The sequence below is a fragment of the Thermocatellispora tengchongensis genome, assembly GCF_014202315.1.
In the GTDB taxonomy this organism is placed as follows: Bacteria; Actinomycetota; Actinomycetes; order Streptosporangiales; family Streptosporangiaceae; genus Thermocatellispora; species Thermocatellispora tengchongensis.
In genome coordinates, this window is the sequence record NZ_JACHGN010000010.1 from 82,842 (window position 1) to 105,718 (window position 22,877).

Consider the following 22,877-nt stretch of genomic DNA (forward strand, 5'->3'; position numbering starts at 1 on the left):
GAACCGCACACGCCGGGTGTGACCTGCGCCACGGGTCACATGGCGGGCGCCCAGTCGGCGAGCAGGCCCGTGTAGGGCTTGGGGATCGGCGGGGCGTACTCGTTGCGCTTGCCGGTGCGCAGCCCGAGCGCGACCAGCGACTCGACCAGCTTGGTCGCCGCCGCCACGCCGTCGATGACCGGGGCGCCCAGCTCGGCGGAGATCTCGGCGCAGAACCCGGCCATGCCCGCGCAGCCGAGCACGACCGAGTCGCTGCCGTCGCGCTCCAGCGCCGTGGCGCACAGCCGGGTCACCACCTCGCGGGCGCCGGAGCCGGGGGCGTCCAGCTCCAGAACCGGGATGTCGCAGGCGTGCACCGCCCGGCAGGCGTCGCGGAAGCCGTAGCGTGCGGCCAGGTCCCAGGCGCGGCCGGCCGTGCGGGAGAGCGTGGTCACCACGCTGAAGCCCCGGCCCACCAGCGTCGCGGCGTGCATCGCCGCCTCGGCGATGCCCACGACCGGGCCGCGGGCCAGCTCGCGCGCCGCGTCGAGGCCCGGGTCGCCGAAGCAGGCGATGACGTAGCCGTCGGCGCCGTCGGCCTCGCCGTCGGCGACCTCGGCCAGCACGCCGGGCACCGCCATGGCCTCGTCGTAGTGGCTCTCGATGGAGGCCGGGCCCATCGCCGGGTTGACAGCGACGATCCGGGTCGCGGGCGCCGCCACCGCCCGCGCACAGCGTCCGATGCTCTCGGTCATGGCGCGGGCGGTGTTCGGGTTGATCACTCTGATCTGCGTCACGGTGTGGCCGGTTCGGTCAGGGGGTCGGTCACGGGCGCGCGCCGCCGGTCGCCTCTTCGGCGCCGGCCGGGACCGAGATCCGCGGCGACGCCCGCTCCAGCAGGACGAACGCGGCGTACCCGAGGCCGCAGCCGATGAACCAGCTGTAGTCGCTGATCCAGGTCGCGTCCACGCTCGTCACGCCGAGGTCGAGCAGCATCTTGGGCAGGAGCACCGACAGGATCGCGGGCACCCCGCTCGCCGCGACCGCCCACAGCGCGTTGGGGTTGTATCCGTTGCGGAACCAGTATCGCCCAGTGGGTTCCAGCGTGAAAAGATCGTCCACCGACACCTTCTGCCGCGAGATCGCGTAGTAGCCGGCGATCAGGATGCCGAACAGCGGCCCGATCAGCGCGCCGAGCAGACCGAGCGTGTAGTGGATGGCGTCGGGGTTGCCGTACCAGTTCCAGGGGGTGAGCAGCACCGACCCGACCGCGGCGATCATGCCGCCGGTGCGCCAGCTTATGCGCTGCGGGCTGACGTTGGAGAAGTCGAAGGCCGGGGAGATGAAGTTGGCCACGATGTTGATGCCGATGGTGGCGATCACGAAGGTGAGCCCGCCGAGCAGGATCGCGAACGGCGTGCCGATCCGCTCCACGGTGTGGATCGGGTCGGTGATCAGCTCGCCGAACACCGGCACCGTCGCCGAGGCGGTGATCACGGTCAGCAGCGAGAAGAACAGGAAGTTGACCGGCAGGCCGAGCAGGTTGCCGCGCTTGACCGCCTCGAAGCTCCGGCCGTAGCGGGAGAAGTCGCCGAAGTTCAGCATCGGGCCGGAGAAGTACGACACCACCAGCGCGATGGCGCTCAGCATCACCGGGATCGACTCGGCGAAGCCCAGGCTCTCGCCCTGCGACAGGTCCAGGCTGATGTTCCCCCAGCCCGCCTCGGCCACCAGGTAGCCGGCCAGCACCAGCATCACGACGTACACGGCCGGGCCGGCCCAGTCGATGAAGCGGCGGATCGCCTCCATGCCCTTCCAGAACACCGCGGCCTGGGCGACCCACAGGATCGCGTAGCAGATGTAGCCGAGCGCGGACAGGCCGAGGAAGCCGTACCTGCCGGCGTCGTTCAGCGCCGCGGTGGCGGGCCAGAACTTCAGGAAGATGATGATGAGCGACTGGGAGGCGAGGTAGGTCTGCACGCCGTACCAGGCGATGGCGATGGCGCCGCGGATCACGGCCGGCACGTTCGCGCCGAGCACGCCGAACACCGCCCGGTTGATCACCGGGTACGGCACTCCGGTGACCTGGCTGGGCTTGGCCACCAGGTTGCAGAAGACGTTGACGATGACGATGCCGGCGACGAGGGCGAACAACACCTGCCAGCTCGCGATGCCGAGCGCGAACAGGCTGCCCGCGGTGACGTAGCCGCCGACGCTGTGCACGTCCGACATCCAGAACGCGAAGATGTTGTAGGAGGACCAGGACTGCTGCCGCAGCGGCGCCAGGTCCTCGTTGGCCAGGCGGGGATCGTAACCGGGCTTGATCACGGCGGGGCCGGTGGACACGGCCGCCGCGGAGGAGGGCAGGGGGGTGCTGAATTCGGTCATGTGCACTTCCGGGGGGTAGGATTTTCGCGCACGTGTTAAGCGACCACTTAACGCCTTGGTGTGAATGTATGACTTAACACCCGGCGCCGAATTTCCCGCTTGTAAAGCCCCTGTGACGAATGACGCCTGAACCCCCCGCGATCTCCACCGAGAGGCTCGGCGAGCGGCTGCGCGAGCTGCGCGTGAGGTCCGGCATGTCGCTGCGCGCGCTCGCCCGCGAGCTGGACATCTCGCCGAGCGCGGTCTCCCAGATCGAGCGCGGTGCGCTGCGGCCCTCGGTCAGCAGGCTGATCGCGATCGTCACCGCCCTCGGCGTGCCGCTCGCCGCCGTCTTCGACGAGGCCACCGGCGAGACGACCCCGAAGACCACCGCCAAGACCACCGCCAAGACCACCGCCAAGACCACCGGCGCGACCGCTGCCGGGACGACCGGCGCGACCGCTGCCGGGACGACCGGCGCGACCGCTGCCGGGACGACCGGCGCGACCGCTGCCGGGACGACCGGCGCGACCGCTGCCGAGACCACCGGTGAGACGACCGCCGGGACCTCCGCCGGTGCCTTCGGCGTCGCCGAGCCCGGGGGCGTCGTGGTCCGCCGGGCCGGCGAGGTGGCCCCGCTCGTGCTCAAGGACGGCGTGCTGTTCCGCAGGCTGTCACCGGTGCCCACGCCCGGCGTGGAGTTCTTCGAGTCGGTCTATCCGCCCGGCTCGACCTCCACCGCGCACGGCCGGTTCCTGCGGCACGAGGGCTACGAGGTCGGCACGGTCACCGAGGGCGAGCTGACCATCGAGTTCGAGTCGGAGGAGGTCACGCTGGGCCCCGGCGACTCCGTCACGTTCCCGTGCAGCCGCCCCCACATCATCGCCAACCGGCACCGGAGCGCCAGCGCCGTGGCGACGTGGTTGATCGTGCACGGTTGATCGTGCACGGCTGATCATCTGGTCCACAGGGTCTCCTGCACCGCCCCGGCCAGGGTGAGCAGATCGGCCGAGGCCCGGTCGGGCCGCCAGGCCAGCGCGTACGTGATGCGCAGGCCGGGCACGTCGAGCGGCACGAACCGCACGTCGTCGCGGCGCACCGAGCGCACCAGGAGCTGCGGCACCGGCAGCACGCCCGTCCCGGCCGCCACGAGGTCCAGCGCCGCCGCGAAGTCGTCGATCTCGTCGGCCACCGCGTACGGCCCGCCGGGCGCGGGCAGCCGGGCGGCCAGCCGCGCCCACATCCCGCCCGGCGGACGCTCGCGCGGCATCAGCACCCGCCGCCCGCCCAGCCGGTCGGGCCGCAGCCGCGCCGCCGTGGCCAGCGGGTCGCCCGCGGGCACCGCCAGATGCGCCACGGGCACGTGGAACCGCGCGGCGGTGGCGAGGTCCGCCGGGAACGGCGCCGCGAGCACGGCCGCCGACACCTCCCCGCCCGCGATCCCGGCCAGTGCCGCCCGCCGTCCCGCCGGGCGCAGCTCCACCCCGATCCCGCGCCGCCCCAGCCGCCGCGCCACCCGGGCCGCCAGCGTGCCCACGACCGGGGCATAAGCGAGGCGAATGGCCGGGGCCGCCGGCTCGGCCAGCCGGGCCGCCTCCGCGGCGAACTCGCGGGCGGCCCCGAGCAGCGCCCCCGCGTACGGCAGCAGCGCCTCCCCGGCCGCCGTCAGCCGCACCTCCCGGCTTGTCCGGTCGAACAGCCGCACGCCGAGGGTGCGCTCCAGCCGCCCGATGGCCTGCGAGACCGCGGGTTGCGAGAGCCCCAGCTCCACCGCCGCCCTGGAGAACCCGAGATGCCGGCCCACGGCCGCGAAGCACCTGACGTCGCGGATCTCCGGCCCTCGCTCCACATCGCCCAATCTATTGCCATTGCTTATCGATCGCGATCCGGGGCGCGGGGGCACGGCAGCATGCCGGGCACGTACCGAAAGGAGTTGCCGATGATCCCCTTTCCCGCCTCGACCGTGCTCGGGTATCCGCGCATCGGGCCGCGCCGCGAGCTGAAGCGGGCGCTGGAGGCGTACTGGGACGGGCGGGCGACGATCGAGGAGCTGCGCCGCACCGGCGCCGAGCTGAGGGCCGCCACCTGGCGCAGGCTGGACGAGCTGGGGCTCGGGGCGCTGCCGTCGAACACGTTCTCCTGCTACGACCACGTGCTCGACACCGCGATCATGCTGGGCGCGGTTCCCGAGCGCTACCGGGCGGCGACGCCGGAGGACACGGCCTTCGCGATGGCGCGGGGGACCGACGGCGTGCCGCCGCTGCGGATGACCAAGTGGTTCGACACCAACTACCACTACATCGTGCCCGAGATCGGCCCGGAGACCGTCTTCCGGCTGGACCCGGCCAAGCCGGTGGGGGAGGTGCGGGAAGCGCGGGCGCTGGGGTGCGAGACGCGGCCGGTGCTGCTCGGGCCGGTGACGTTCCTGCTGCTCAGCGAGGGCGGCTCGGACCTGGGCCGGCTCGATGACGTGCTGGGGGAGTACGAGCGGCTGCTCGGCGTCCTGGCCGGCGAGGGGGTCGCGTGGGTGCAGTTCGACGAGCCCGCCTTCGTGGCCGACCGCACCGCGGCCGAGATCGCGGCGCTGCGGCGGGCGTACGAGCGGCTGGGGGCGGTGACGCGGCGGCCCGCGCTGTTCGTGGCGTCGTACTTCGGCGGGCTGGGGGACGCGCTGCCGGCGCTGGCCGCCACGCCGGTGGAGGCGATCGGCCTGGACCTCGTCCGGGGCGCGCCGGAGGGGCTGGGCGTGCTCGCCGGCAAGACCGTGGTCGCGGGCGTGGTGTCCGGGCGCGACGTGTGGCGGACCGACCGGGAGCGGGCGCTGCGCGCACTGCTGGCCGTGCGCGAGCACGCGGCCCAGGTCGTGGTGAGCACCTCGTGCTCGCTGCTGCACGTCCCGTACGACGTGACGCGCGAGGACGGGCTCGACCCGGCGGTGCGCGAGCGGCTGGCGTTCGCCGAGCAGAAGGTGGCCGAGGTCGTGGAGCTGGCCGCCGCCCTGCCCGGCGCCGTGACGGCCCCGGCCCCCGCCGTACACGCGCCGGCCGCGCCGGCATCGGTGAGCGGCGGCGGGCGCAGCCCGTACGCCGTGCGGGCGGCGGCCCAGGCCGAGGCGCTGGGGCTGCCGCCCCTGCCCGTCACCACGATCGGGTCGTTCCCGCAGACCGGGGAGCTGCGGGCGGCGCGGGCCGCGCTGGCGTCCGGCGAGCTGGACGAGGCCGCGTACGAGGGCCTGGTGCGCGCCGAGATCGAGCGGGTGATCCGGCTGCAGGAACGGCTCGGCCTGGACGTGCTGGTGCACGGCGAGCCCGAGCGCAACGACATGGTGCAGTACTTCGCCGAGCATCTGGAGGGCTTCGCGGTCACCCGGCACGGCTGGGTGCAGTCCTACGGCTCGCGCTGCACCCGCCCGCCGATCCTGCACGGCGACGTGCGCCGGCCCGCGCCGATCACCGTGCGCTGGACCTCCTACGCCCAGTCGCTCACCGCCAAGCCGGTCAAGGGCATGCTCACCGGCCCGGTCACGATCGTGGCGTGGTCGTTCGTCCGGGACGACCTGCCGCTGCGCGAGGTGGTGTTCCAGGTGGCGGACGCCGTGCGCGAGGAGGTGCGCGACCTGGAGGCCGCCGGGACCGCGATCGTGCAGGTGGACGAGCCCGCGCTGCGCGAGCTGCTGCCGCTGCGCGGGCAGGCCGAGCGGGAGCGCTACCTGGAGTGGGCGGTGGCCGCGTACCGCCGGGCCACCTCGGGCGCGGGCGACCGCACCCAGATCCACACCCACCTGTGCTACTCCGACGCCGAGAGCATCCTGGCCGCCGTGGACGCCCTCGACGCCGACGTGACGAGCGTGGAGTCGGCCCGCTCGCACGCGCGCCTGCTGGCCGAGCCCGCCGTCGCCGGCTTCGGCCGCGGCCTCGGCCCGGGCGTGTACGACATCCACTCCCCGCGCGTGCCCACGGAGGCCGAGGTCGAGAAGTCGGTACGCGCCGCGCTCGCCGTGCTGCCCGCCGAGCGGGTGTGGGTCAACCCCGACTGCGGGCTGAAGACCCGGACCTACCCGCAGGTGGAGGCCGCCCTGACCACCCTGGTCGCGGTGGCGCGGCGGCTGCGGGCCCGGCTATAGCCCCTGGTTGCGGAGCGGACCGGCCGCGGCCGGGCGGTAGCCGTCGGCGCGCAGCCACGGGGCCTCGGCCACCACCGTGCAGGAGCCCGGGGCGACCTCGGTGAAGCCGGCGTCGCGCACCACGGGCAGGCCGCTGCCGGTCAGCTCCTCCCAGCGCTCCGGCGGCGCCGGGCGCACCGCCAGGGGCAGACCGGCCGCGAGCCAGGACTCGCGGACCGCCTCCGGTGTGTCCCACCAGGCGAGCTGGGCCGCGTGGCCCGCCTGTGCCATGGCCTTGCCCGCCGACATCTCCAGGCCGGGGTTGAGCCAGAGCACGACCTCCTCGCCGGGCGGCGGGACCGGCTCGGGGTCGTCCAGCTCGGTGCCGCGCACCTGGAGCCGGGCCAGGTCGCGGGGCCAGTCGTCGAGCGGGACCGGCGGGTGCACCCGCACCTCGGCGGTGCGGTGGGCCACGGTGATGCCGGGCAGGTCGAGCACCCGCCGCCACTCGCCGCCGCGCGCCCGGCGCACGACCTTCCTGATCCCGATCCGCTCCCAGGACCGCACCGCCGCGGCCCACTCGCCCTCGGCGCCGGTCACCCGGGGGTCGGTGAGCAGCGTCAGCACCGCCCGCGCCGCCGCCTCCAGCGCGTCGGTACGCCGCGGCGGCTCGGCCCGCTCGATCCGCACCACGAGCGGGAGGGCCCGCTTCTCCTCTGCTTCAGCCTCGTGCATCCTTCAAGTCTGCCCCCGCCGGCGCCGCCGCCCGCCCGCGCCCGATGCGCAGGGACATCACCGCGGCGAACGCGCACAGCACGCCGGCGCCGTACCAGGCCAGGTCGTAGTTCCCCAGGTGGTCGCGGGTGAGCCCGGCGGCCGAGGCCGCGATGGCCGCGCCCACCTGGTGCGAGGCGAACACCCAGCCGAAGACCACCGCACCGTCGGGGCCGTAGATCTTGCGGCACAACGCGACCGTGGGCGGCACCGTCGCCACCCAGTCCAGGCCGTAGAAGACGATGAAGATCAGCGTGCTCGGCTCGGTGGTGGCCGAGAACAGCGACGGCAGCACGATCAGCGACGCGCCGCGCAGGCCGTAGTAGGCGCCGAGCAGGATGCGCGAGTCGACCCGGTCGCTCAGCCAGCCCGAGGCGACCGTGCCCGCGATGTCGAAGATCCCGATCAGGGCCAGCAGGCTCGCCGCGACGGGCTCGGCCATGCCGTGGTCGTGCGCGGCCGGGATGAAGTGGGTGCCGACCAGCCCGTTGGTGCTCGCGCCGCAGATCGCGAAGCCGCCCGCGAGCAGCCAGAACGCCTTGGTGCGCGCGGCCCGGCCGAGCACCGCCAGCGCCCGCCTGGCCGCCCCGCCGTGGGCGCGGGCCGGGGGCGGCGCCTCCTCCCCGGCGCCCAGGGCGGTCAGGCCGACGTCGCGCGGGTGGTCGCGCAGGAACAGCAGCACCAGCGGCACGACGGCGAGCGCGGCGCCCGCGACCGTGAGGGAGGCGACCCGCCAGCCCTGGTGCCCGGCCAGGTGGGCGAGCACGGGCAGGAAGACGAGCTGCCCGGCGGCCCCGCCCGCGGTCAGCACGCCCGTGACCAGCCCGCGGTGGTGTACGAACCAGCGGTCGGTGACCGTGGCCACGAAGGCCAGCGCCATCGAGCCGGTGCCCAGGCCCACCAGCACGCCCCAGCACAGCACGAGCTGCCAGCTCGCCGTCATGAACACGGTCAGGCCGCTGCCCGCCGCGACCAGCGCCAGCGCGCCGGTGACGACGAGGCGCATGCCGAGGCGGTCCATGAGCGCGGCGGCGAAGGGCGCGGTGAGGCCGTAGAGCATCAGGTTGACCGAGACGGCCAGTGAGATCTCGCCGCGCGTCCAGCCGAACGCCTCCTCCAGCGGCGTGATCAGCACGCCGGGGGTGGCCCGGAACCCGGCCGCGCCCACGATGGCCACGAACGCCACCCCGGCCACGATCCACGCCCGGTGGAGCCCGCGCCGGCTCGTCCGGCGCCCGCCGGTTCCGCTCTTTCCGTCGGTGGTCAGCGTCATGCGGGCCATCATCGCCGGGCGCCCGGCCGCGTCACGAGTGGCCCGGATGCCAATATGCGCAACCATCGGGCCAAGATCATCGAGATCGGCCCGGTCACGTCCGGGGGAGCGGGATCAGGTCGGCGTACACGCCGCCCTCGGGGGTGAGCCGGGCCGGCGCCGGGCTGTCGTAGACGACCATGAGCGTGTCGCCGTTCAGCACGGTCAGCCCCTCGGGGTGGTCGTCGCCGTCGCCGTAGGGCAGGTCGGCGACCACCTCCAGGTCCGCGGCGGTGAGGACGGCGGGCGCGTCGGTGATCAGCGCGTCGCGCCAGCGCACCACGCGTACGGGGCCGTCCAGGTCCATGCTCGGGCCGGTCAGGATGAGCAGGTCGTCACCGTGCGGGCTGAGGTCGCGGATGCCGAGCCCGCGCAGGTCCAGAAAGTGCGTGCGGTACGGATGCCCGTCGATCTCGCCGAGCCGCAGCCGGTGCGGGTCGGAGTGGTGCTGCCTGGGACGGATCTCCAGCAGCACCGCCCAGCCGCGCAGCACCGGCCCGCGCAGCCCGATGTAGAGCCGGTCGCCCTTGACCGCGATGCCCTCGATGTCCAGCCCGTTGTCCTTGCCCGGCAGGCGCAGGAACGGCGCCAGGTGCGGGTCATCGGCCAGGATGTCGGCCAGGTTGTCGCCCTTGCCGGCCAGGATCGCGGCGGTACGGTCGCCGTCGCGGCGCACCGGGGTCGCGTACGGGGTGCCCCTGCCGGTCACCGGCAGGCGTACCAGGACGAACCGGTTCTCCTCCCGCACCACCGTGGCCAGGCGCTTCCTGGCCTTCTGCGGGTCGGTGGTCTTGACCCGCCTGCGCTTGAGGCTGTGCGAGCCGACCGCCCACAGCCAGCCGTCGCTCAGGCCGATGCCCTCGATGTCGGCCTCGTCGTCGCGTCCGGCGGGCAGTTCCACGAAGTCGGCCAGGGCGAAGCCGCGCTGGCCGTCGTAGCGGCCGCCGGCGAAGGACAGGTGCTCGATGGTGGCCGTCTCGTCGCCGGCGACCCAGAGCCCGGGACCGTCGGCGCGGATGGCGGAGAGGTTGGTGTGGGTCTGGGCGTCGCGGGAATCGGCGTGGAAACGCAGCTCCACCTGGTGTTGCATTTCGCCATCATGCCAGCGAGGGGGCAATTCGGACAGATGGGGGTGTCGTTCCCGAAGTGTGATTAGGTTCTGCCGCGAAAAGACGTGATATGTCGTACGCTCCCGATCGTGCTCGATGGGGTGGGTGGGGAATCGGGGGCAGGAGGGGCAGGGTTCGCCGCCGCGCCGGCGGCCGAGGCCGATCCGGCTCCCCGACGGGGCCGGGCGGTGCCGTCGTACGTGGCGGCGGAGGCGGAGACCGCGCCGCTGCCCCGTATCACGGTGAGCCCGCCGCCGTTCCCGCCCAAGACGGCCACGCGCACGCCGCTGTCCCGCATCGGCGACCTGCCGATGCGGGTCGTGTATAGGATCGCGGCCGCGGGCCTGGCGATCGTCGTGGCCGCGGCCGCGGCGGTCGTGCTGCTCGTGCTGCGGGCCCAACCGGGTGAGGCTCCGTCCCGGCCGATCGCCGCGCCATCGGCCGCGCCGCCCTCGCCCGCATCCCCCGTGGCCCCGCCCACGCTCGCCGCCTCGCCCCCGCCGGTCTCCGCGCCCGAGCGTACGGCGATGGAGGACGCGCTGGACGATCCCCGGGTGCCCGGCGAGCCGGAGCGGGCGAAGCTGGGCAAACTGCCCGGCAAACCCGCCCGGGTCGCCGGCAGGATCATCGACCGCCGCTCCCGCGTCCACCTCCCGCGCCTCGGCGGGCCGTGGAAGCGGGCCGCCGCCTCCCCGTTCCGCACCCGCCAGGTCCTCCCGGCCGCGAAGGGCGCCGGGCACCGCGCGCTGATCGTCTCCTGCCCGGTGCCGATCGAGGTGCAGGACGACCTGCGCGACACCGCCCTGCTCGCCGCCCGCTGGACGCTCAACCACCAGCCCAGGGGCGCGACCCTGAGCTGGGTCGCCTCCCAGCCCGCGAAGTACGGCCGGGTGCTCGCCTACCGGGTGAAGTACCAGGTCAAGGGCGAGAAGCGGTCCTCCATGGCCGCGGTCGCGCTGGTCGAGCCCCCGAAGGCGGCCAAGCCGGCCCTGGTGTTCGTCAGCATCCCCGACGCGCAGCGCTCCCGGTGGCGCGACATCAACACCCTGATCTCCCGGATACGCCCGATGCGCTAGGCGCCGTGCGGGACGTGCGGGCCCGGTTAGCCGCGCAGCCCATGGGGAAATATGGGGATGTTTCGTGACAAAGACGGTCTCGAAGCATGATCGCGATTCATGGGCAGAATATCCATATGACCGGAAGCACCATATGAACGCCGGGCCGCACGGCCCCGCCGGCCCCCCATCGGACGGCACCGCGGCGACGGGCGGCTTCGTCCACGCCTCCGTGCGCAAGCCGGCCCCGCCCGGGGTGAGCGACACCGACCGGGGCGCACGCGAGGCCGGGCGCAACGGCGAGGCCCGCAACGGGCGGCGCGACGCCGCCCGCAGGGAGAACGGGGACGACCGGCCCAAGCCCTGGCGCATCGAAGGGCTCGGCGACCGCGGCGGCAAGAGCCAGCGGCCCAAGATCAACTGGTGGCGGTTCGCGATGACCCTCGTCGCCGCCTACGCCCTGTTCTTCTTCGTCTCCTCCTTCTTCGACGCCGAGCAGCCCGAGACGATCGCCTACACCCAGTTCACCGAGCAGGTGCGCAACGGCAACGTCAAGGACATCTACGCCCAGGGCGACTCGATCCAGGGCAACCTCAAGCAGCCGGCCAAGGACTCCGACAACGTCACCTACACCAGGTTCGTCACCGAACGGCCGACGTTCGCCGACGACGACATCTACCAGCAGATGGCCTCGCGCGGAGTGGTGGTGCGCGCCGAGCCCATCGCCACGCAGCGCGGCTTCCTGGTGAACCTGCTGCTGTCGCTGCTGCCGGTCGCCCTGCTCGCCGGGCTGTACATCTGGTTCATCCGCCGCTCCGCCGGCATGCTCGGCGGCGGCGGCCTGGGCGGGCTGGGCCGGAGCCGGGCCGCCAAGCCGGTCGAGACGGGCGAGGTGCGGGTCACCTTCGACGACGTGGCCGGCATCGACGAGGTCGAGAACGAGCTCGTGGAGGTCGTGGACTACCTCAAGGAGCCGGAGAAGTACCGCAGGCTGGGCGCCAAGCTGCCCAAGGGCGTGCTTCTCGCGGGCCCGCCCGGCACCGGCAAGACCCTGCTGGCCCGCGCCGTCGCGGGCGAGGCGAACGTGCCGTTCTTCTCCGCCAGCGCCTCGGAGTTCATCGAGATGATCGTCGGCGTGGGGGCCTCGCGGGTGCGCGACCTGTTCATGGAGGCCCGCAAGGTCGCGCCGAGCATCATCTTCATCGACGAGATCGACGCCATCGGGCGTACGCGCGGCGGCATGGCCGTCGGCGGCCACGACGAGCGGGAGCAGACGCTCAACCAGATCCTCACCGAGATGGACGGCTTCACCGGCTCGGAGGGCGTCATCGTCATCGCCGCGACCAACCGGCCCGAGATCCTCGACCCCGCGCTGCTGCGGCCCGGCCGCTTCGACCGTACGGTGATGGTGGCCCCGCCCGACGCCACCGGCCGCGTCGCCATCCTGAAGGTGCACACCCGCGGCGTGCCGCTCGCGCCCGACGTCGACCTCGGCCGGCTGGCCAAGTCCAGCCCCGGCATGACCGGCGCCGACCTGGCCAACCTGGTCAACGAGGCCGCCCTTCTGGCGGCCAAGCGCGGCCGGACCGCCGTCGCCCCCGCCGACTTCGCCGACGCCCTGGAGAAGCTGCAACTCGGCACGGCCCGTGCGATCGTGATGCCGGAGGAGGAGCGGCGCCGCACGGCGTACCACGAGGCGGGGCACGCGCTGCTCGGCATGCTGCAGGAGGGCGCCGACCCCGTGCGGAAGATCTCCATCATCCCGCGCGGCCGGGCCCTCGGCGTCACCCTGTCCACCCCCGACTCCGACCGCTACAACTACGACGAGCGCTACCTGCGCGGCCGCATCATCGGCGCCCTCGGCGGCATGGCCGCCGAGCAGGTCGTGTACGGCGTGATCACCACCGGCTCCGAGAGCGACCTGGAGCAGGTCACCTCCATCGCCCGGGGCATGGTCGGCCGCTGGGGCATGTCTCCCAAGATCGGCCCCCTCACCATCCTGCCCGCCTCCCCCGACGGGGGCCAGCCCGCCGCCGCCCCCGCCACCCTCGCCGCCGTGGACCAGGAGGCCCGCCGCATCGTGGACGAGTGCTACGAGGTGGCCATCCGAGTCCTGACCGAGAACCGCGACCGCCTGGACGCCATCGTCACCGCCCTGCTGGAGAACGAGACCCTGGACGAGACCCAGGCCTACACCGCCGCCGGCCTCCCCCACCCCCACAGACCCACCCAGCCCCCACCCCTCCCACCCGTCCACGGCTGACGCCCTCCGCGCCCTGCTGCTCGTCCGCCGGGAACCGCCGGGGGCGGTGGTCGGCTAGGGTGAGGGGACGTGACGACGATCGTGCTCGCTTCCGCGTCCCCTGCCCGCCTGGCTCTGCTGCGCAGTGCCGGGCTCGACCCCAAGGTGATCGTGAGCGGGGTGGACGAGGAGGCGGTCACCGCCGAGACCCCCGCCGAGCTGGCGCTGGTTCTGGCGCAGGCCAAGGCGCGGACGGTGGCGGGCGCTCTGGACGCCGGGCTGGTCATCGGCTGCGACTCGGTGCTCGACCTCGGCGGACGCGCGTACGGGAAGCCCGGCTCGCCACAGGAGGCGGTGACGCGCTGGCGCGAGATGCGCGGCAAGACCGGGCGGCTTCTGACCGGGCACTGCGTCATCGAGGCGGGGAGCGGGCGCGAGGTGGCCGAGGTCGCCTCCAGCGAGGTCCGCTTCGGCACCCCGTCCGACGCCGAGATCGACGCCTACGTCGCGAGCGGCGAGCCCCTGCGGGTCGCCGGCGCGTTCACCCTCGACGGACGTGGCGGCTGGTTCGTGGACGGCATTGACGGCGACCACGGCAACGTGCTGGGCATCTCCCTGCCCCTGCTCCGCCGCCTGTTCGCCGAACTGGGCGTCCAGGTCACCGATTTGTGGCGTTCCTAGCCCCCGACAAGTAGGGCCGTGCACGGCCGAGTAGGCCCGAGCACGGCCCGCTGACCGCCGCCGTACGCGCCCGGGCCGCCGCGGGCGTCACGACCTCAACCTCAGGTAGGCGAGCACCGCCCGGACCCGGCGGTGGCCCTCCGCGGGCGACAGGTCCAGCTTGGCGAAGATGTTGCCGATGTGCTTGGCCACGGCGTGCTCGGTGACCACCAGGTGCTCGGCGATCTCGGCGTTCGCCCGGCCCTCCGCCATGAGGGCGAGCACCTGGCGCTCCCGTGGGGTCAGGCGGTCCAGCGGGCCGCCGCCGGGGGCGCGGCGGGTGAGCAGGTGGCGTACGACCTCGGGGTCGATCACGACGCCGCCGCCCGCCACCGCGTCCAGGGCGGCGGCGAACTCGGTCAGTCGCCCGATGCGGTCCTTGAGCAGGTAGCCGACGCCGCCCGGCCCCGACGTGCGCTCGATCAGCTCGGCGGCGTACGCGTCGGCGATGTACTGCGAGAGCACGAGGATGCCGAGCCCCGGGTGGCGGCGGCGCAGTTCCACCGCCGCGACCAGCCCGTCGTCGGCGTGGCCGGGCGGCATCCGTACGTCGGTCACCACCACGTCGGGCGGCCCGCCCGCCGCCGTCAGCCCTTCCACCGCCCGGACCAGCGCCTCCGCGTCGCCCACCGAGGCGGCCACCTCGTGCCCGAACCGGGCCAGCAGGCCCGCCAGGCCCTCCCGGAGCAGGACCGAGTCCTCGGCCAGCACCACTCGCACCTTCAGCGCCCCTCCCGCGCACAGGGAACCACCACGGTCACCACGGTCGGCCCGCCGGGCGGGCTGTCCACCGCCAGGCTCCCGCCGTACACGCCGACCCGCTCGCGCAGCCCCGCCAGCCCGCCGCCGTCGGCGAACCTCGCCCCGCCCCGCCCGTCGTCACGCATCACCAGGGTGAGCCGCCCGTCCTCGGCCGAGTACCGGCCGGTCACCTCGGCGCGCGCCGCGCCGCTGTGCCGGGCGGCGTTGGTCAGGGCCTCGGTGACCGCGAAGTACGCCGCCGACTCCACCCCCGCGGGCAGCCGGGGCACGTCCAGGTCTACCGCCACCGGCACGGGCGAGCGGCCGGCCACCTCCCGTACGGCCTCCGCCAGTCCGTGATCGGTGAGCACCTGCGGGTGGATGCCCCGCACCGTGGCACGCAGGGCCACCATCGCCTCCTCGGCCTGCGCCCGCGCCCTGGCGACCAGCTCCCGCGCGGTGGGCCGCGACTCCGGGCCCGCGAGCTCCAGCTCCGCCAGGCCCAGCGTCAGGCTCAGCGCCACCAGCCGCTCCTGGGCGCCGTCGTGCAGGTCGCGCTCGATCCGCCGCCGCTCGTGCTCGAAGGCGTCGGCGAGCGTGATCCGCGACCGCACGACCTCGGCGAGCCGGCTCTCCAGCTCCTCCTCGCGCGGCGACAGCAGCGTACGGGCGAGGGCGGCCTCGGCGGCGGCGAGCGCGGTCCACACGTAACACGCGGCCACCAGGGTGAGCACCCCCGCCCCCGCCAGCGGCAGCGTCGGCCACCACGACGTGGCCGAGATCCCCGCGTCGTCCAGCAGCCCCAGGGCGTACAACAGGGGCGAGCCGAGCAACAGCCCGGCCGGCACCACGGTCCCCATCAGCACGACCGCGTTCCCCAGGCCCAGGAGCGCGAGCAGCAGGCACCACGCGGTCTCCCGCCATGTGGCCGGCTCCCGCAGCCACCCCCGTACACCGGAGGCGGACGCGGCGTGCGGGCTGTGCAGCAGGGGGTGTCCGAGCAGCCGCAACCTGTGCCGCTCCAGCGGGGCCACCACCAGCACCCACAGCGGCACCAGCAGCACCGAGAACGCCACCACCGTGAACACGACGCAGAGCAGCACCCCGAACCCCACCAGGGCCCCCGTGCCCAGGTACGCCACCGACCGCCACGGCCGGGCGGAGAACACCAGCCGCCACGGCGCCCAGGCCGGCGCCTGCCCCGGAGATACGCGGATACCAGCCATCCCCGCAGACCCTACGACCGATCATCCCCGATGGACATACCACCCGATCCACCTCAGAGGTAGACCGCGCTCTACCCAGGAACCACCATGAGCCCGTGCGCCGCGCGTCCCCGATCGGAGGCGATGAAGCCGTCCCGGAACTCCACCACGCGCCCGTGCCGCCGCACGTCCCCAACCGGCGGCCATGAAGCCGTGCAGGGGTAGACCGCGCTCTACCCCGGGACTCCACCACACGCCCGTGACGCGGCACATCCCGATCGGCTGCCATGAAGCCATGCGATCGACACCCATGACCCCGGCGGCATGCCTGAGCCTGATGGCGTCCGCCGTGGCCCTCACCTGCCTCCTGACCGCCGCGCCGGCCTCGGCCACGCCCCTCACTCACACGCCCGCGCGCCCCTCGAACCCCGCCGCGTCCGGATCGTCCGCGCCCGCCCCCTTCGACAAACGGGCGGTCCACGCCGCCCTGGAGGCGGCGGTCGGCGACTCGGTGGTGGGCGTACAGGCCAGGGTGAGCGGGCGGGACGCCCGCTGGGCGGGTACGGCGGGCAGCGCCGAGGCGGGCCGTACGCGTCCCGTCCCGCGCGAGGGCCGGTTCCGCATCGGCAGCATCACCAAGACCTTCGTGGCCACCGTGGTCCTGCAACTCGTCGCCGAGGGCAGGATCGGCCTGGACCGGCCGATCCAGGAGTACCTGCCGGACGCGCTGCCTGCGGACTATCCGCCGATCACCGTACGGCACCTCCTGCAGCACACCAGCGGCATCCCCAACTACCGCCCCGAGGTCATGTCGGACCCGGAGGAGGTGCTGCGCCACCGCTGGCGGCAGTGGCACCCAGGGGAACTGGTCGCCGTCGCCACGGCCCACCCCCGCCTGTTCGAGCCCGGCACCGCCCAGAGCTACGGCAACACCAACTACATCCTGCTCGGCATGCTGATCCAGGACGCCACCGGCCGTACCTGGGAGCAGGAGGTAACCCGCCGCCTGATCAAGCCCCTCGGCCTCACCGCCACCTCCGCCCCCGACCGGGACCCGCACATCCCCGGCCCGCACGCCCACGGCTACATGACGGCCGGCGGTAGGCTCGTGGACATCACCGTCGTCAACCCCTCCGCCGTGGACGCCGCCGGCGCGATGATCTCCTCCACCCGGGACCTGAACACCTTCCTCGGCGCCCTGCTGACCGGCGCCGTACTGCCGCCCCCGCTGCTCGCGGAGATGCTGCGCCCCTTCCCCGGCGGCACGGTCGGCATCGCCGGCTACGGCCTCGGCGTCATGACGCTGACCCTGCCCCCGGAGTGCGGCGGCGAGACCCTGTACGGCCACGGCGGCGGCACCTTCGGCTTCTCCAGCCTCGCCCTCGCCACCCGCGACGCCCGCCGCCTGGCGATCTCCACCAACACGACCGCCTTCGACGACGCGAACTCGCCCCTCCCCAAGCTCCTGGCCATCACCCAGGCCGCGTACTGCGGCCCGGCGACCTCCCCGCCCGCCGGAACCGGCAGCAGCAACCGGCCGCCCCTCGCCCCGGCGTGACCCAAGGGCGCGACGAAGCCGCCCTCCACAGAAGGCGAGAGCCGAGGAAGGGGAAAAGGCGAGAGCCGAGGAGCGGCGATCGAGGCGCCCGCCCGATCCTGACCCTCCGATCGGACGACCTTGGCCATAAGGTGTGCCCGAAGTTATGAGATCTCCTCTTTGAGCGGTGGGCGCACGAAAGATGCACCAGGAACAGGTGATGATCGCCGGCCGGTATCGGCTGATCGACCCGATCGGGGCCGGAGGCGTGGCCGAGGTTTGGCGTGGAGTGGACACGCGCCTGGACATGCCGGTAGCGGTCAAGCTGGTCAACTCGCTGACCGGCGGCCTGGCGTCGGCCGAGCGGTTCGCCCGCGAGGCGCGGGCCGCCGCCCAGATCATCCACCCCAACGTGGTCACGGTGCTGGACGTCGGCCAGGACGCCCAGCGCCGGTTCCTGGTCATGGAACTACTCTCCGGCCGCAGCCTGGCCGCCGAACTGGCCGACCGCGGCACGCTCGGCGTCGCCGAGGTCTGCAGACTCCTGGCCCAGGCCGCCGCAGGACTGGCGGCCGCCCACCGGGCCAGGGTCGTCCACCGCGACATCAAGCCCGCCAACCTGCACCTGACCGACGAGGGCACCCTGAAGGTGGTCGACTTCGGCCTGGCCCACCTCGCCAGCGAGGCCGCCCGCCTGACCACGGCCGGCACCACCGTGGGCACGGCCGCCTACCTGGCCCCCGAGCAGATCAACGGCTCCGGCGCACAGGCGGCCAGCGACCTGTACGCGCTGGGCTGCGTGGCCTACGAGCTGTTGTGCGGCCACCCGCCCTTCACCGCGTCCCCACCCGAACTGATCGACCAACACCTGTACGAGCCGGTCGTACCCCCCATCCGGCACCGCGCCGACATCCCCGCCGAACTCAACCACCTCATCCTGGCCCTGCTGGCCAAGGACCCCGCCCAACGCCCCGCCGACGCCGAACACGTACAGCATCTCCTCGCCGTCCTGGCCAACCGCACCCGCACATCACCCCGCCCCACACCGGCCCCCCACCTCACGATTCCCGCCGCCCCGCACCCCAGCGTCCCCGCTCCGGTCCCGCACCCCGGTGCCCCCGCTTCGGTCCCGCACCCCGGTGCCCCCGCTTCGGTCCCGCATCCCAGCGTCCCCGCTTCGGTCCCGCATCCCAGCGTCCCCGCTTCGGTCCCGCATCCCAGCGCCCCCGCTCCGGTCCCGCACGTCAGTGCCCCCGCTCCCGCCCCCCACCCCACCCCCGCGTCTCCGCCTGCCCCTCCCACGCCGCCGGACCCTCGCACCCAAGGATCTCCGCCGCCCACCCCCGCGCCTCCGGTGTCCATGCCTACGCCTCCGGCGTCTATGCCAGGGGCCCCGGCGTCTCTATCAGGGGCCCCGGTGTCCATGCCAGGGGCCCCGGCGTCCATGCCAGGGGCCCCGGCGTCTATGCCAGGAGCTCCGGCGTCCACGCCGAGGGCTCCGCTGTCCGCCCCCCTGGCCCCACCACTCGGCTCCGCGACCGCGCCTGGAGCCGCCGCCTTCGCGGCCCCGCCTACCACCCCAGGGGCCCGATCTTGGTCCTCCACCCCTGCGGCTTCGCCATCCGCCTCCGCACCCCCGTTCGACCGCGGACCGGTGGCCGCCGGTCACACCGCCGTACTCCCCGCACCGCCCACCGAGTCCGCAGTGCCCCCCGGTTCCGCAGGGTCCTCCTTGTCCCACCGGCGCCTGCTGGTCCAGGTGGCGCTGGCTGTCGCCGTTCTGGCCCTGACCACCGTGGGGGCGATCGTGGTCTTCTCCCGCCCAGAGCCGGCGCCACGGCCCCCCGCCGCCACCGCCCCCACCGACACCCCCACATCCGCCCCCGCCACGCCGCCGACCACCACCCCGACCCCCAGCAGATCGGCGCCCACGCCCACGCCGCCCCCCACCGCCAGGCCCACCCCATCGGCCACCCCGCCCAACCTCACCGATCCGCGCGTCTGGCTCCTCGCACTGGACAGCGCCGTGACCGCACAGCAACGCACCGGCGGCATCGCTCCCGACGTGGCGGCCAAAGCGCACGAGAAGATCCGAGACGCGGCGGAGAAGCTGGCCAAGGGCGAGGCCTCCGAAGCCGGCAAGAAGATCCGGGAGCTGACCCGAGACTTGAGCCATGCCCGCCGAGAGGGCAAGCTCACCGACGGCCCCCTGACAGCCTTCCTCGCCAACTCCGGCCTGCGCTGACCGCGAAGACCGCAGCGTGCCCAGCCCTTGATCAAGGGCGTACGTCCTCGCCCCGGCCCGTGAGCGTCAGGCCGGTGGCGCGGATGTGCGTTGGCGGCATGGATGACGGCGGCGGCGCCGACGGCACTGCCGAGGCCAGCGGGCGCCGGTGGTGCCGACGGTGCCATGGCATGGCCGGCGCTGATGGCGCGGGTGGAGGATGGGCCGGCCCAAGCGTGGGCGCTGCCGGTGCGTTGGATGGCACGGGCTACGCGGTATGGCGGTGGCGACCAGGGTGGCACATATTGGTCAAGGGGGCCGCAGGTGGCGAGGGTGGGCCCTAGCACGTCCGGTGCCGGTGGCGCGAACGGCGCACGCTGCACGGTATGGCGTGCGGGCGAGGGCGGCGCATGTGGGGGCAGCAAGGCGGCGCACATGGCGCGGATGGTGACGGCATGCGCGGTGCCGGAGGCGCACAGGCCATTGTTGTGGCGCCGAGCGCGGGTGGTGGGGGAACGCGGGTGGTGCGGCGGCGCGGTAGCGCGGGTGGCAGACGTGGCGGGTCGCCCCAGGGATGGCGGGTGGTCCGTGTGGTGCTGGTGGCCCGGATGGTGTGGGGGGCGGTATGCGGGCGAGAAGGTGGCATGTGGCCCGGTGGCCGGCGTGGCGGGCAGCACCAGTGGCGTGGTAGCGCGGGTGGCACACGTGGCGTGGGCAGCCCAGGGGTGGATGGCCCCGGTGGCCCCCGTCGTGTTGGTGGCGCGATGGCAGGGGGCGGCGCGGTGTGGCGCTGACGCGCCAGGGCTGCGCAGGTGGCGGATGGCGCCGTAGCGCGGTCGGTGCCGGTGGCGCAGACGTGATGGCGAGGTCTGCTGGTGGTCGGGGCGCTCTTTGTCCTGATGGCGGTGAAGACGTGTCGTCTCCGCATGCCGATGGTGGTGGAGACTTGCATCTCGGCAGGTTGATGGTGGTGGAGACGTGTCGTCTCGGCAGGCGATGTGCCTGTGCCGCCGTGTTGCAGTGGGTGGCGGTGGGGCGCTGCGTGGGGCCGGCGGGGGGTGGGGTGATCCGGTGGCCATGGTGGTGGCGTGGATGAGGGCGTATCGCCGTTGGTGAATGGTCCTGTTCTCCTTCCGCATGCGTGGGCTTTTCCGGAGGTGGCCGGGCGTGATGGGGGGATGTGGGGCTAGCCTGCCGGGCATGCAAGCTGTGCGTGCCTTCTTCGAGGGCGTCGGGTTCTTCTTTCAAGGGCTGCGCTGGACTGCGCGGCATCCGCGCTGGTGGCTGTTCGGGCTGTTGCCGGCGCTGGTGGCGCTGGTCGTCTATGTCGTTGTGCTGATCTTCCTCGGGAACAGGGCCGGGGACATCGCGGTCTTCCTCACCCCCTTCGCCGATGACTGGAGCGCGGGACTCAGGGACACGGTTCGTACGCTGCTCGCCGTCGTGATCTTCGGTGCCGGGCTGGCGGTGGCCGTGCTGACGTTCACCGCGCTCACCCTCGCCGTCGGCGAGCCCTTCTACGAGAAGCTGTCGGAGAAAGTGGAGGAGAGCTACGGCGAGGTGCCGAGCGAGGACGACACCCCCTGGTGGCGGGCGATTCCCCGATCCATACGGGACAGCCTCGTGACGCTCTGCTGGGTGCTGTTGTTCACCATTCCTCTTTTCGCGCTCGGGTTCGTGCCGGTGGTGGGCCAGACCGTGGTGCCCGTGCTGGGCGCGCTGGTGTCGGGGTTCTTCCTCACGGTGGAACTCACCGCCCTGGCGATGGAGCGCAGGGGCATGCGGCGGAAGGTGCGCTTCGGCGTACTGCGTGGCAACAAGGCGACGTCGCTCGGGTTCGGCGTAATCGTCTTCCTTGTCTTCCTGGTGCCGCTCGGCGCCGTCGTGGCCATGCCCGTGGCCGTCGCCGGGGCGGCGATCATGGTGCGGCTCCGGCTGGTCCCAGCTCAGGCGAGTGGTACGGAGTCTCCGTCGGTGCCGCAGGGCTGAATCGGGCAGGCTCTGCCGTGCCCGGCACGTCGTCTCCTGACGCCGGGCCCTCCTCGTTCAGGATGCCGACCATCGGCAGCAGCCAGGACATGCGTGGCGTGCCCATCGTCTCGTCGAGCTCGGCGGGGCCGGGCATCCGGTCGGCGAGGGCGGCAGGAGACAGGAAGTGCTGGAGCGCGTGCATCAGCAGCCTCGCCATCGAGTAGCCGGGATCGATGGCCAGCGCCCGTCGCAGCGCGATCCCGGCGAACGCGCTGTTGCCGTCGCGCCAGGCCGCCAGGCCGAGCAGTGAGGCCACCGGCGGCACGAACCGGGGCTCCAGGCGGCGCGTGAGGTCCTGCCACAGCGCGAGGTGGGTCCTGAGCGTGGCGTCGCTCATCAGGGTCCACGCCTCGTCTCTGACTCTGATCACCGTGAGGGCGATCCCCAGGCGTACGGCCTCGTCGTCGGTGAGGCGCCGGAGATGGGTCGGCGGATGCGTTCGAGGATGCGCTGGAGGATGCGCTGGAGGATGTGCGGGGGGACACGCGGGGGGATGGCCGGTCGGGGGTGGAGCGCCCGCGGCGAGGTCCGGTTGCGGGCCCAGGGCAGTGCGGACGCGGGCGATGCCCTCGGCAACGAAGTCGCGGGCCAGGGCGTCGGCGTCACGGCACAGTTGCAGGCGGCGGAGGGTGTCGGCTACGGCCGCGTCGGTCGCCCGCCGGATGGCCTGTCTCGGCGCGCCGACGTAGGGGTCCAGCGAGCGCTCCAGCGCCTCCCGGTCGGGCAGCGCCACCATGCCACTGAGCGTGGCCTGCGCCGCGATGCGGCTGCCTTTGGGATCGTAGGGTCTGCCATCGGGCGGACAGCACGACGTGTCGGTGCATATATAGGACCAGAACCGGCCGTTCTCCACCCGGAGCGCCTCCAGGACCGCGAGGCCGGACCTCCGGGCCAGGGCACGCAGTGTGTCGATCGCGGGAGTGACGAGAGCGCCCGGTCCGTAGCCGGCCAGGATGATCCGCGACATCTTCTCGCGGCGCAGCAGCGGGACGAGGTCGTCGGTGGCGCCGGCATCCAGGGGGAGGTCCCAGCGCAGCATGAAGCGTGTGTGCGCCAGTGGCGGGTCACCGGTCAGGCCGATGAGCACGAGGCTGTCGCTGGGATGGAAGCCCAGCACATAGGGGACGGTGGCGAGCACGTCGTCGGGGGCGGAGACGCGGAGTTCGGGGCGGGTGTCGTCGAGCATGCGGCCAAGAGTGCCTTGGCGGGAAATCGGGGGCGGAGGCGAACGCGGTTCTGTGGACGGGGCGGGGGGCGTCTCCCGTTGCGGTGTCCGGCTGTGGATAAGAGAGGTGGTGGGCCCGGCGGGCACTGGGGGGAGTGGGGTGGGCCCGGCGGGGAGTGGGGTGGGCCCGGCGGGGGCTGTGTGGTGGTCGGGCGTGGAGCGAGCGGGTGCTGGGGCGTCGGGGGGGTTGGGGCTTGGAGTTGGGCTGGGGGTGGGGGTTGGGGGGAGTCGGGCTGGGGGGTCGGGGTTGGGGG

Annotated in this window: 17 protein-coding genes; 8 read left to right on the plus strand and 9 right to left on the minus strand. The window is 73.6% G+C overall.

Going from position 1 to position 22,877, the window contains the following annotated elements; translation table 11 throughout:
• Positions 1 to 35 precede the first annotated feature (35 nt).
• Positions 36 to 776, minus strand: a complete 741-nt coding sequence (locus HNP84_RS23615; protein ID WP_312925560.1) for an aspartate/glutamate racemase family protein — start codon at positions 774 to 776, stop codon at positions 36 to 38.
• A 28-nt stretch (positions 777 to 804) separates the two neighbouring features.
• Positions 805 to 2,367, minus strand: a complete 1,563-nt coding sequence (locus tag HNP84_RS23620) for an NCS1 family nucleobase:cation symporter-1 (RefSeq protein ID WP_185052066.1) — start codon at positions 2,365 to 2,367, stop codon at positions 805 to 807.
• A gap of 119 nt (positions 2,368 to 2,486) precedes the next feature.
• Here HNP84_RS23620 and HNP84_RS51210 point away from each other — a divergent pair, with 119 nt between their 5' ends.
• Positions 2,487 to 3,287, plus strand: a complete 801-nt coding sequence (locus HNP84_RS51210) for a helix-turn-helix domain-containing protein (protein WP_221336645.1) — start codon at positions 2,487 to 2,489, stop codon at positions 3,285 to 3,287.
• Between the two features lie 14 nt (positions 3,288 to 3,301).
• Here the strand turns inward: HNP84_RS51210 and HNP84_RS23635 are convergent, their stop codons facing one another.
• Positions 3,302 to 4,195 (minus strand): LysR family transcriptional regulator, encoded by an 894-nt coding sequence (locus HNP84_RS23635; RefSeq protein ID WP_185052067.1) that lies wholly within the window; start codon positions 4,193 to 4,195, stop codon positions 3,302 to 3,304.
• Between the two features lie 90 nt (positions 4,196 to 4,285).
• Here HNP84_RS23635 and metE point away from each other — a divergent pair, with 90 nt between their 5' ends.
• Positions 4,286 to 6,469: a 5-methyltetrahydropteroyltriglutamate--homocysteine S-methyltransferase gene (gene metE, locus HNP84_RS23640; protein WP_185052068.1), complete on the plus strand. Its 2,184-nt coding sequence runs from the start codon at positions 4,286 to 4,288 to the stop codon at positions 6,467 to 6,469.
• Here metE and HNP84_RS23645 read toward each other — a convergent pair.
• From HNP84_RS23645 to HNP84_RS23655, 3 genes are all read right to left on the minus strand, one after another.
• Complete coding sequence (locus HNP84_RS23645) at positions 6,464 to 7,183, minus strand: peptidyl-tRNA hydrolase (protein WP_185052069.1); 720 nt, start codon at positions 7,181 to 7,183, stop codon at positions 6,464 to 6,466. The genes metE and HNP84_RS23645 overlap by 6 nt on opposite strands.
• Positions 7,170 to 8,495: an MFS transporter gene (locus HNP84_RS23650; protein WP_221336646.1), complete on the minus strand. Its 1,326-nt coding sequence runs from the start codon at positions 8,493 to 8,495 to the stop codon at positions 7,170 to 7,172. Before HNP84_RS23650 ends, HNP84_RS23645 begins: the two co-directional genes overlap by 14 nt.
• A 94-nt stretch (positions 8,496 to 8,589) precedes the next feature.
• Positions 8,590 to 9,624: a DUF3616 domain-containing protein gene (locus tag HNP84_RS23655; RefSeq protein ID WP_185052070.1), complete on the minus strand. Its 1,035-nt coding sequence runs from the start codon at positions 9,622 to 9,624 to the stop codon at positions 8,590 to 8,592.
• Between the two features lie 108 nt (positions 9,625 to 9,732).
• On the opposite strand from HNP84_RS23655, the gene HNP84_RS23660 reads away from it, so the two are divergent.
• The 3 genes from HNP84_RS23660 (at position 9,733) to HNP84_RS23670 (ending at position 13,621) form a co-directional block, all read left to right on the plus strand.
• A complete protein-coding gene (locus HNP84_RS23660) occupies positions 9,733 to 10,719 on the plus strand; it encodes a hypothetical protein (RefSeq protein ID WP_185052071.1) in 987 nt (328 codons plus the stop codon).
• 133 nt (positions 10,720 to 10,852) lie between these two features.
• Positions 10,853 to 12,961 carry an ATP-dependent zinc metalloprotease FtsH gene (gene ftsH / locus HNP84_RS23665; RefSeq protein WP_246518547.1) on the plus strand — a complete coding sequence of 703 codons (2,109 nt, stop codon included), beginning with the start codon at positions 10,853 to 10,855 and terminating at the stop codon, positions 12,959 to 12,961.
• Between the two features lie 69 nt (positions 12,962 to 13,030).
• Positions 13,031 to 13,621 carry a Maf family protein gene (locus HNP84_RS23670; protein ID WP_185052072.1) on the plus strand — a complete coding sequence of 197 codons (591 nt, stop codon included), beginning with the start codon at positions 13,031 to 13,033 and terminating at the stop codon, positions 13,619 to 13,621.
• A gap of 87 nt (positions 13,622 to 13,708) precedes the next feature.
• Here the strand turns inward: HNP84_RS23670 and HNP84_RS23675 are convergent, their stop codons facing one another.
• Both HNP84_RS23675 and HNP84_RS23680 read right to left on the minus strand, forming a co-directional pair.
• Positions 13,709 to 14,380, minus strand: a complete 672-nt coding sequence (locus HNP84_RS23675) for a LuxR C-terminal-related transcriptional regulator (RefSeq protein WP_312925565.1) — start codon at positions 14,378 to 14,380, stop codon at positions 13,709 to 13,711.
• Positions 14,381 to 14,382: 2 nt separating this feature from the next.
• On the minus strand, positions 14,383 to 15,627 hold the full coding sequence (locus tag HNP84_RS23680; protein WP_185052074.1) for a sensor histidine kinase: 1,245 nt from the start codon (positions 15,625 to 15,627) through the stop codon (positions 14,383 to 14,385).
• 274 nt (positions 15,628 to 15,901) lie between these two features.
• Here HNP84_RS23680 and HNP84_RS23685 point away from each other — a divergent pair, with 274 nt between their 5' ends.
• From HNP84_RS23685 to HNP84_RS23695, 3 genes are all read left to right on the plus strand, one after another.
• Positions 15,902 to 17,164, plus strand: a complete 1,263-nt coding sequence (locus HNP84_RS23685; RefSeq protein WP_185052075.1) for a serine hydrolase domain-containing protein — start codon at positions 15,902 to 15,904, stop codon at positions 17,162 to 17,164.
• 166 nt (positions 17,165 to 17,330) lie between these two features.
• A complete protein-coding gene (locus HNP84_RS55165) occupies positions 17,331 to 19,388 on the plus strand; it encodes a serine/threonine-protein kinase (protein ID WP_185052076.1) in 2,058 nt (685 codons plus the stop codon).
• 1,179 nt (positions 19,389 to 20,567) lie between these two features.
• On the plus strand, positions 20,568 to 21,356 hold the full coding sequence (locus HNP84_RS23695) for an EI24 domain-containing protein (protein ID WP_185052077.1): 789 nt from the start codon (positions 20,568 to 20,570) through the stop codon (positions 21,354 to 21,356).
• On the opposite strand, the gene HNP84_RS23700 is transcribed toward HNP84_RS23695, so the two are convergent.
• Entirely contained in the window at positions 21,286 to 22,584 is a 1,299-nt protein-coding gene (locus HNP84_RS23700; protein ID WP_185052078.1) for a DUF4192 domain-containing protein, read from the minus strand. The two genes, HNP84_RS23695 and HNP84_RS23700, sit on opposite strands and share 71 nt — an antisense overlap.
• Positions 22,585 to 22,877 lie beyond the last annotated feature (293 nt).

What these genes read in the sequence shown, in the direction of transcription:
- HNP84_RS23620 (WP_185052066.1), bottom strand. Translation starts at nt 2,367, where the DNA reads ATGACCGAATTCAGCACCCCCCTGCCCTCCTCCGCGGCGGCCGTGTCC.
- HNP84_RS51210 (WP_221336645.1), top strand. Translation starts at nt 2,487, where the DNA reads ATGACGCCTGAACCCCCCGCGATCTCCACCGAGAGGCTCGGCGAGCGG.
- metE (WP_185052068.1), top strand. Translation starts at nt 4,286, where the DNA reads ATGATCCCCTTTCCCGCCTCGACCGTGCTCGGGTATCCGCGCATCGGG.
- HNP84_RS23645 (WP_185052069.1), bottom strand. Translation starts at nt 7,183, where the DNA reads ATGCACGAGGCTGAAGCAGAGGAGAAGCGGGCCCTCCCGCTCGTGGTG.
- HNP84_RS23650 (WP_221336646.1), bottom strand. Translation starts at nt 8,495, where the DNA reads ATGACGCTGACCACCGACGGAAAGAGCGGAACCGGCGGGCGCCGGACG.
- HNP84_RS23655 (WP_185052070.1), bottom strand. Translation starts at nt 9,624, where the DNA reads ATGCAACACCAGGTGGAGCTGCGTTTCCACGCCGATTCCCGCGACGCC.
- ftsH (WP_246518547.1), top strand. Translation starts at nt 10,853, where the DNA reads ATGAACGCCGGGCCGCACGGCCCCGCCGGCCCCCCATCGGACGGCACC.
- HNP84_RS23680 (WP_185052074.1), bottom strand. Translation starts at nt 15,627, where the DNA reads ATGGCTGGTATCCGCGTATCTCCGGGGCAGGCGCCGGCCTGGGCGCCG.
- HNP84_RS23685 (WP_185052075.1), top strand. Translation starts at nt 15,902, where the DNA reads ATGCGATCGACACCCATGACCCCGGCGGCATGCCTGAGCCTGATGGCG.
- HNP84_RS23695 (WP_185052077.1), top strand. Translation starts at nt 20,568, where the DNA reads ATGCAAGCTGTGCGTGCCTTCTTCGAGGGCGTCGGGTTCTTCTTTCAA.
- HNP84_RS23700 (WP_185052078.1), bottom strand. Translation starts at nt 22,584, where the DNA reads ATGCTCGACGACACCCGCCCCGAACTCCGCGTCTCCGCCCCCGACGAC.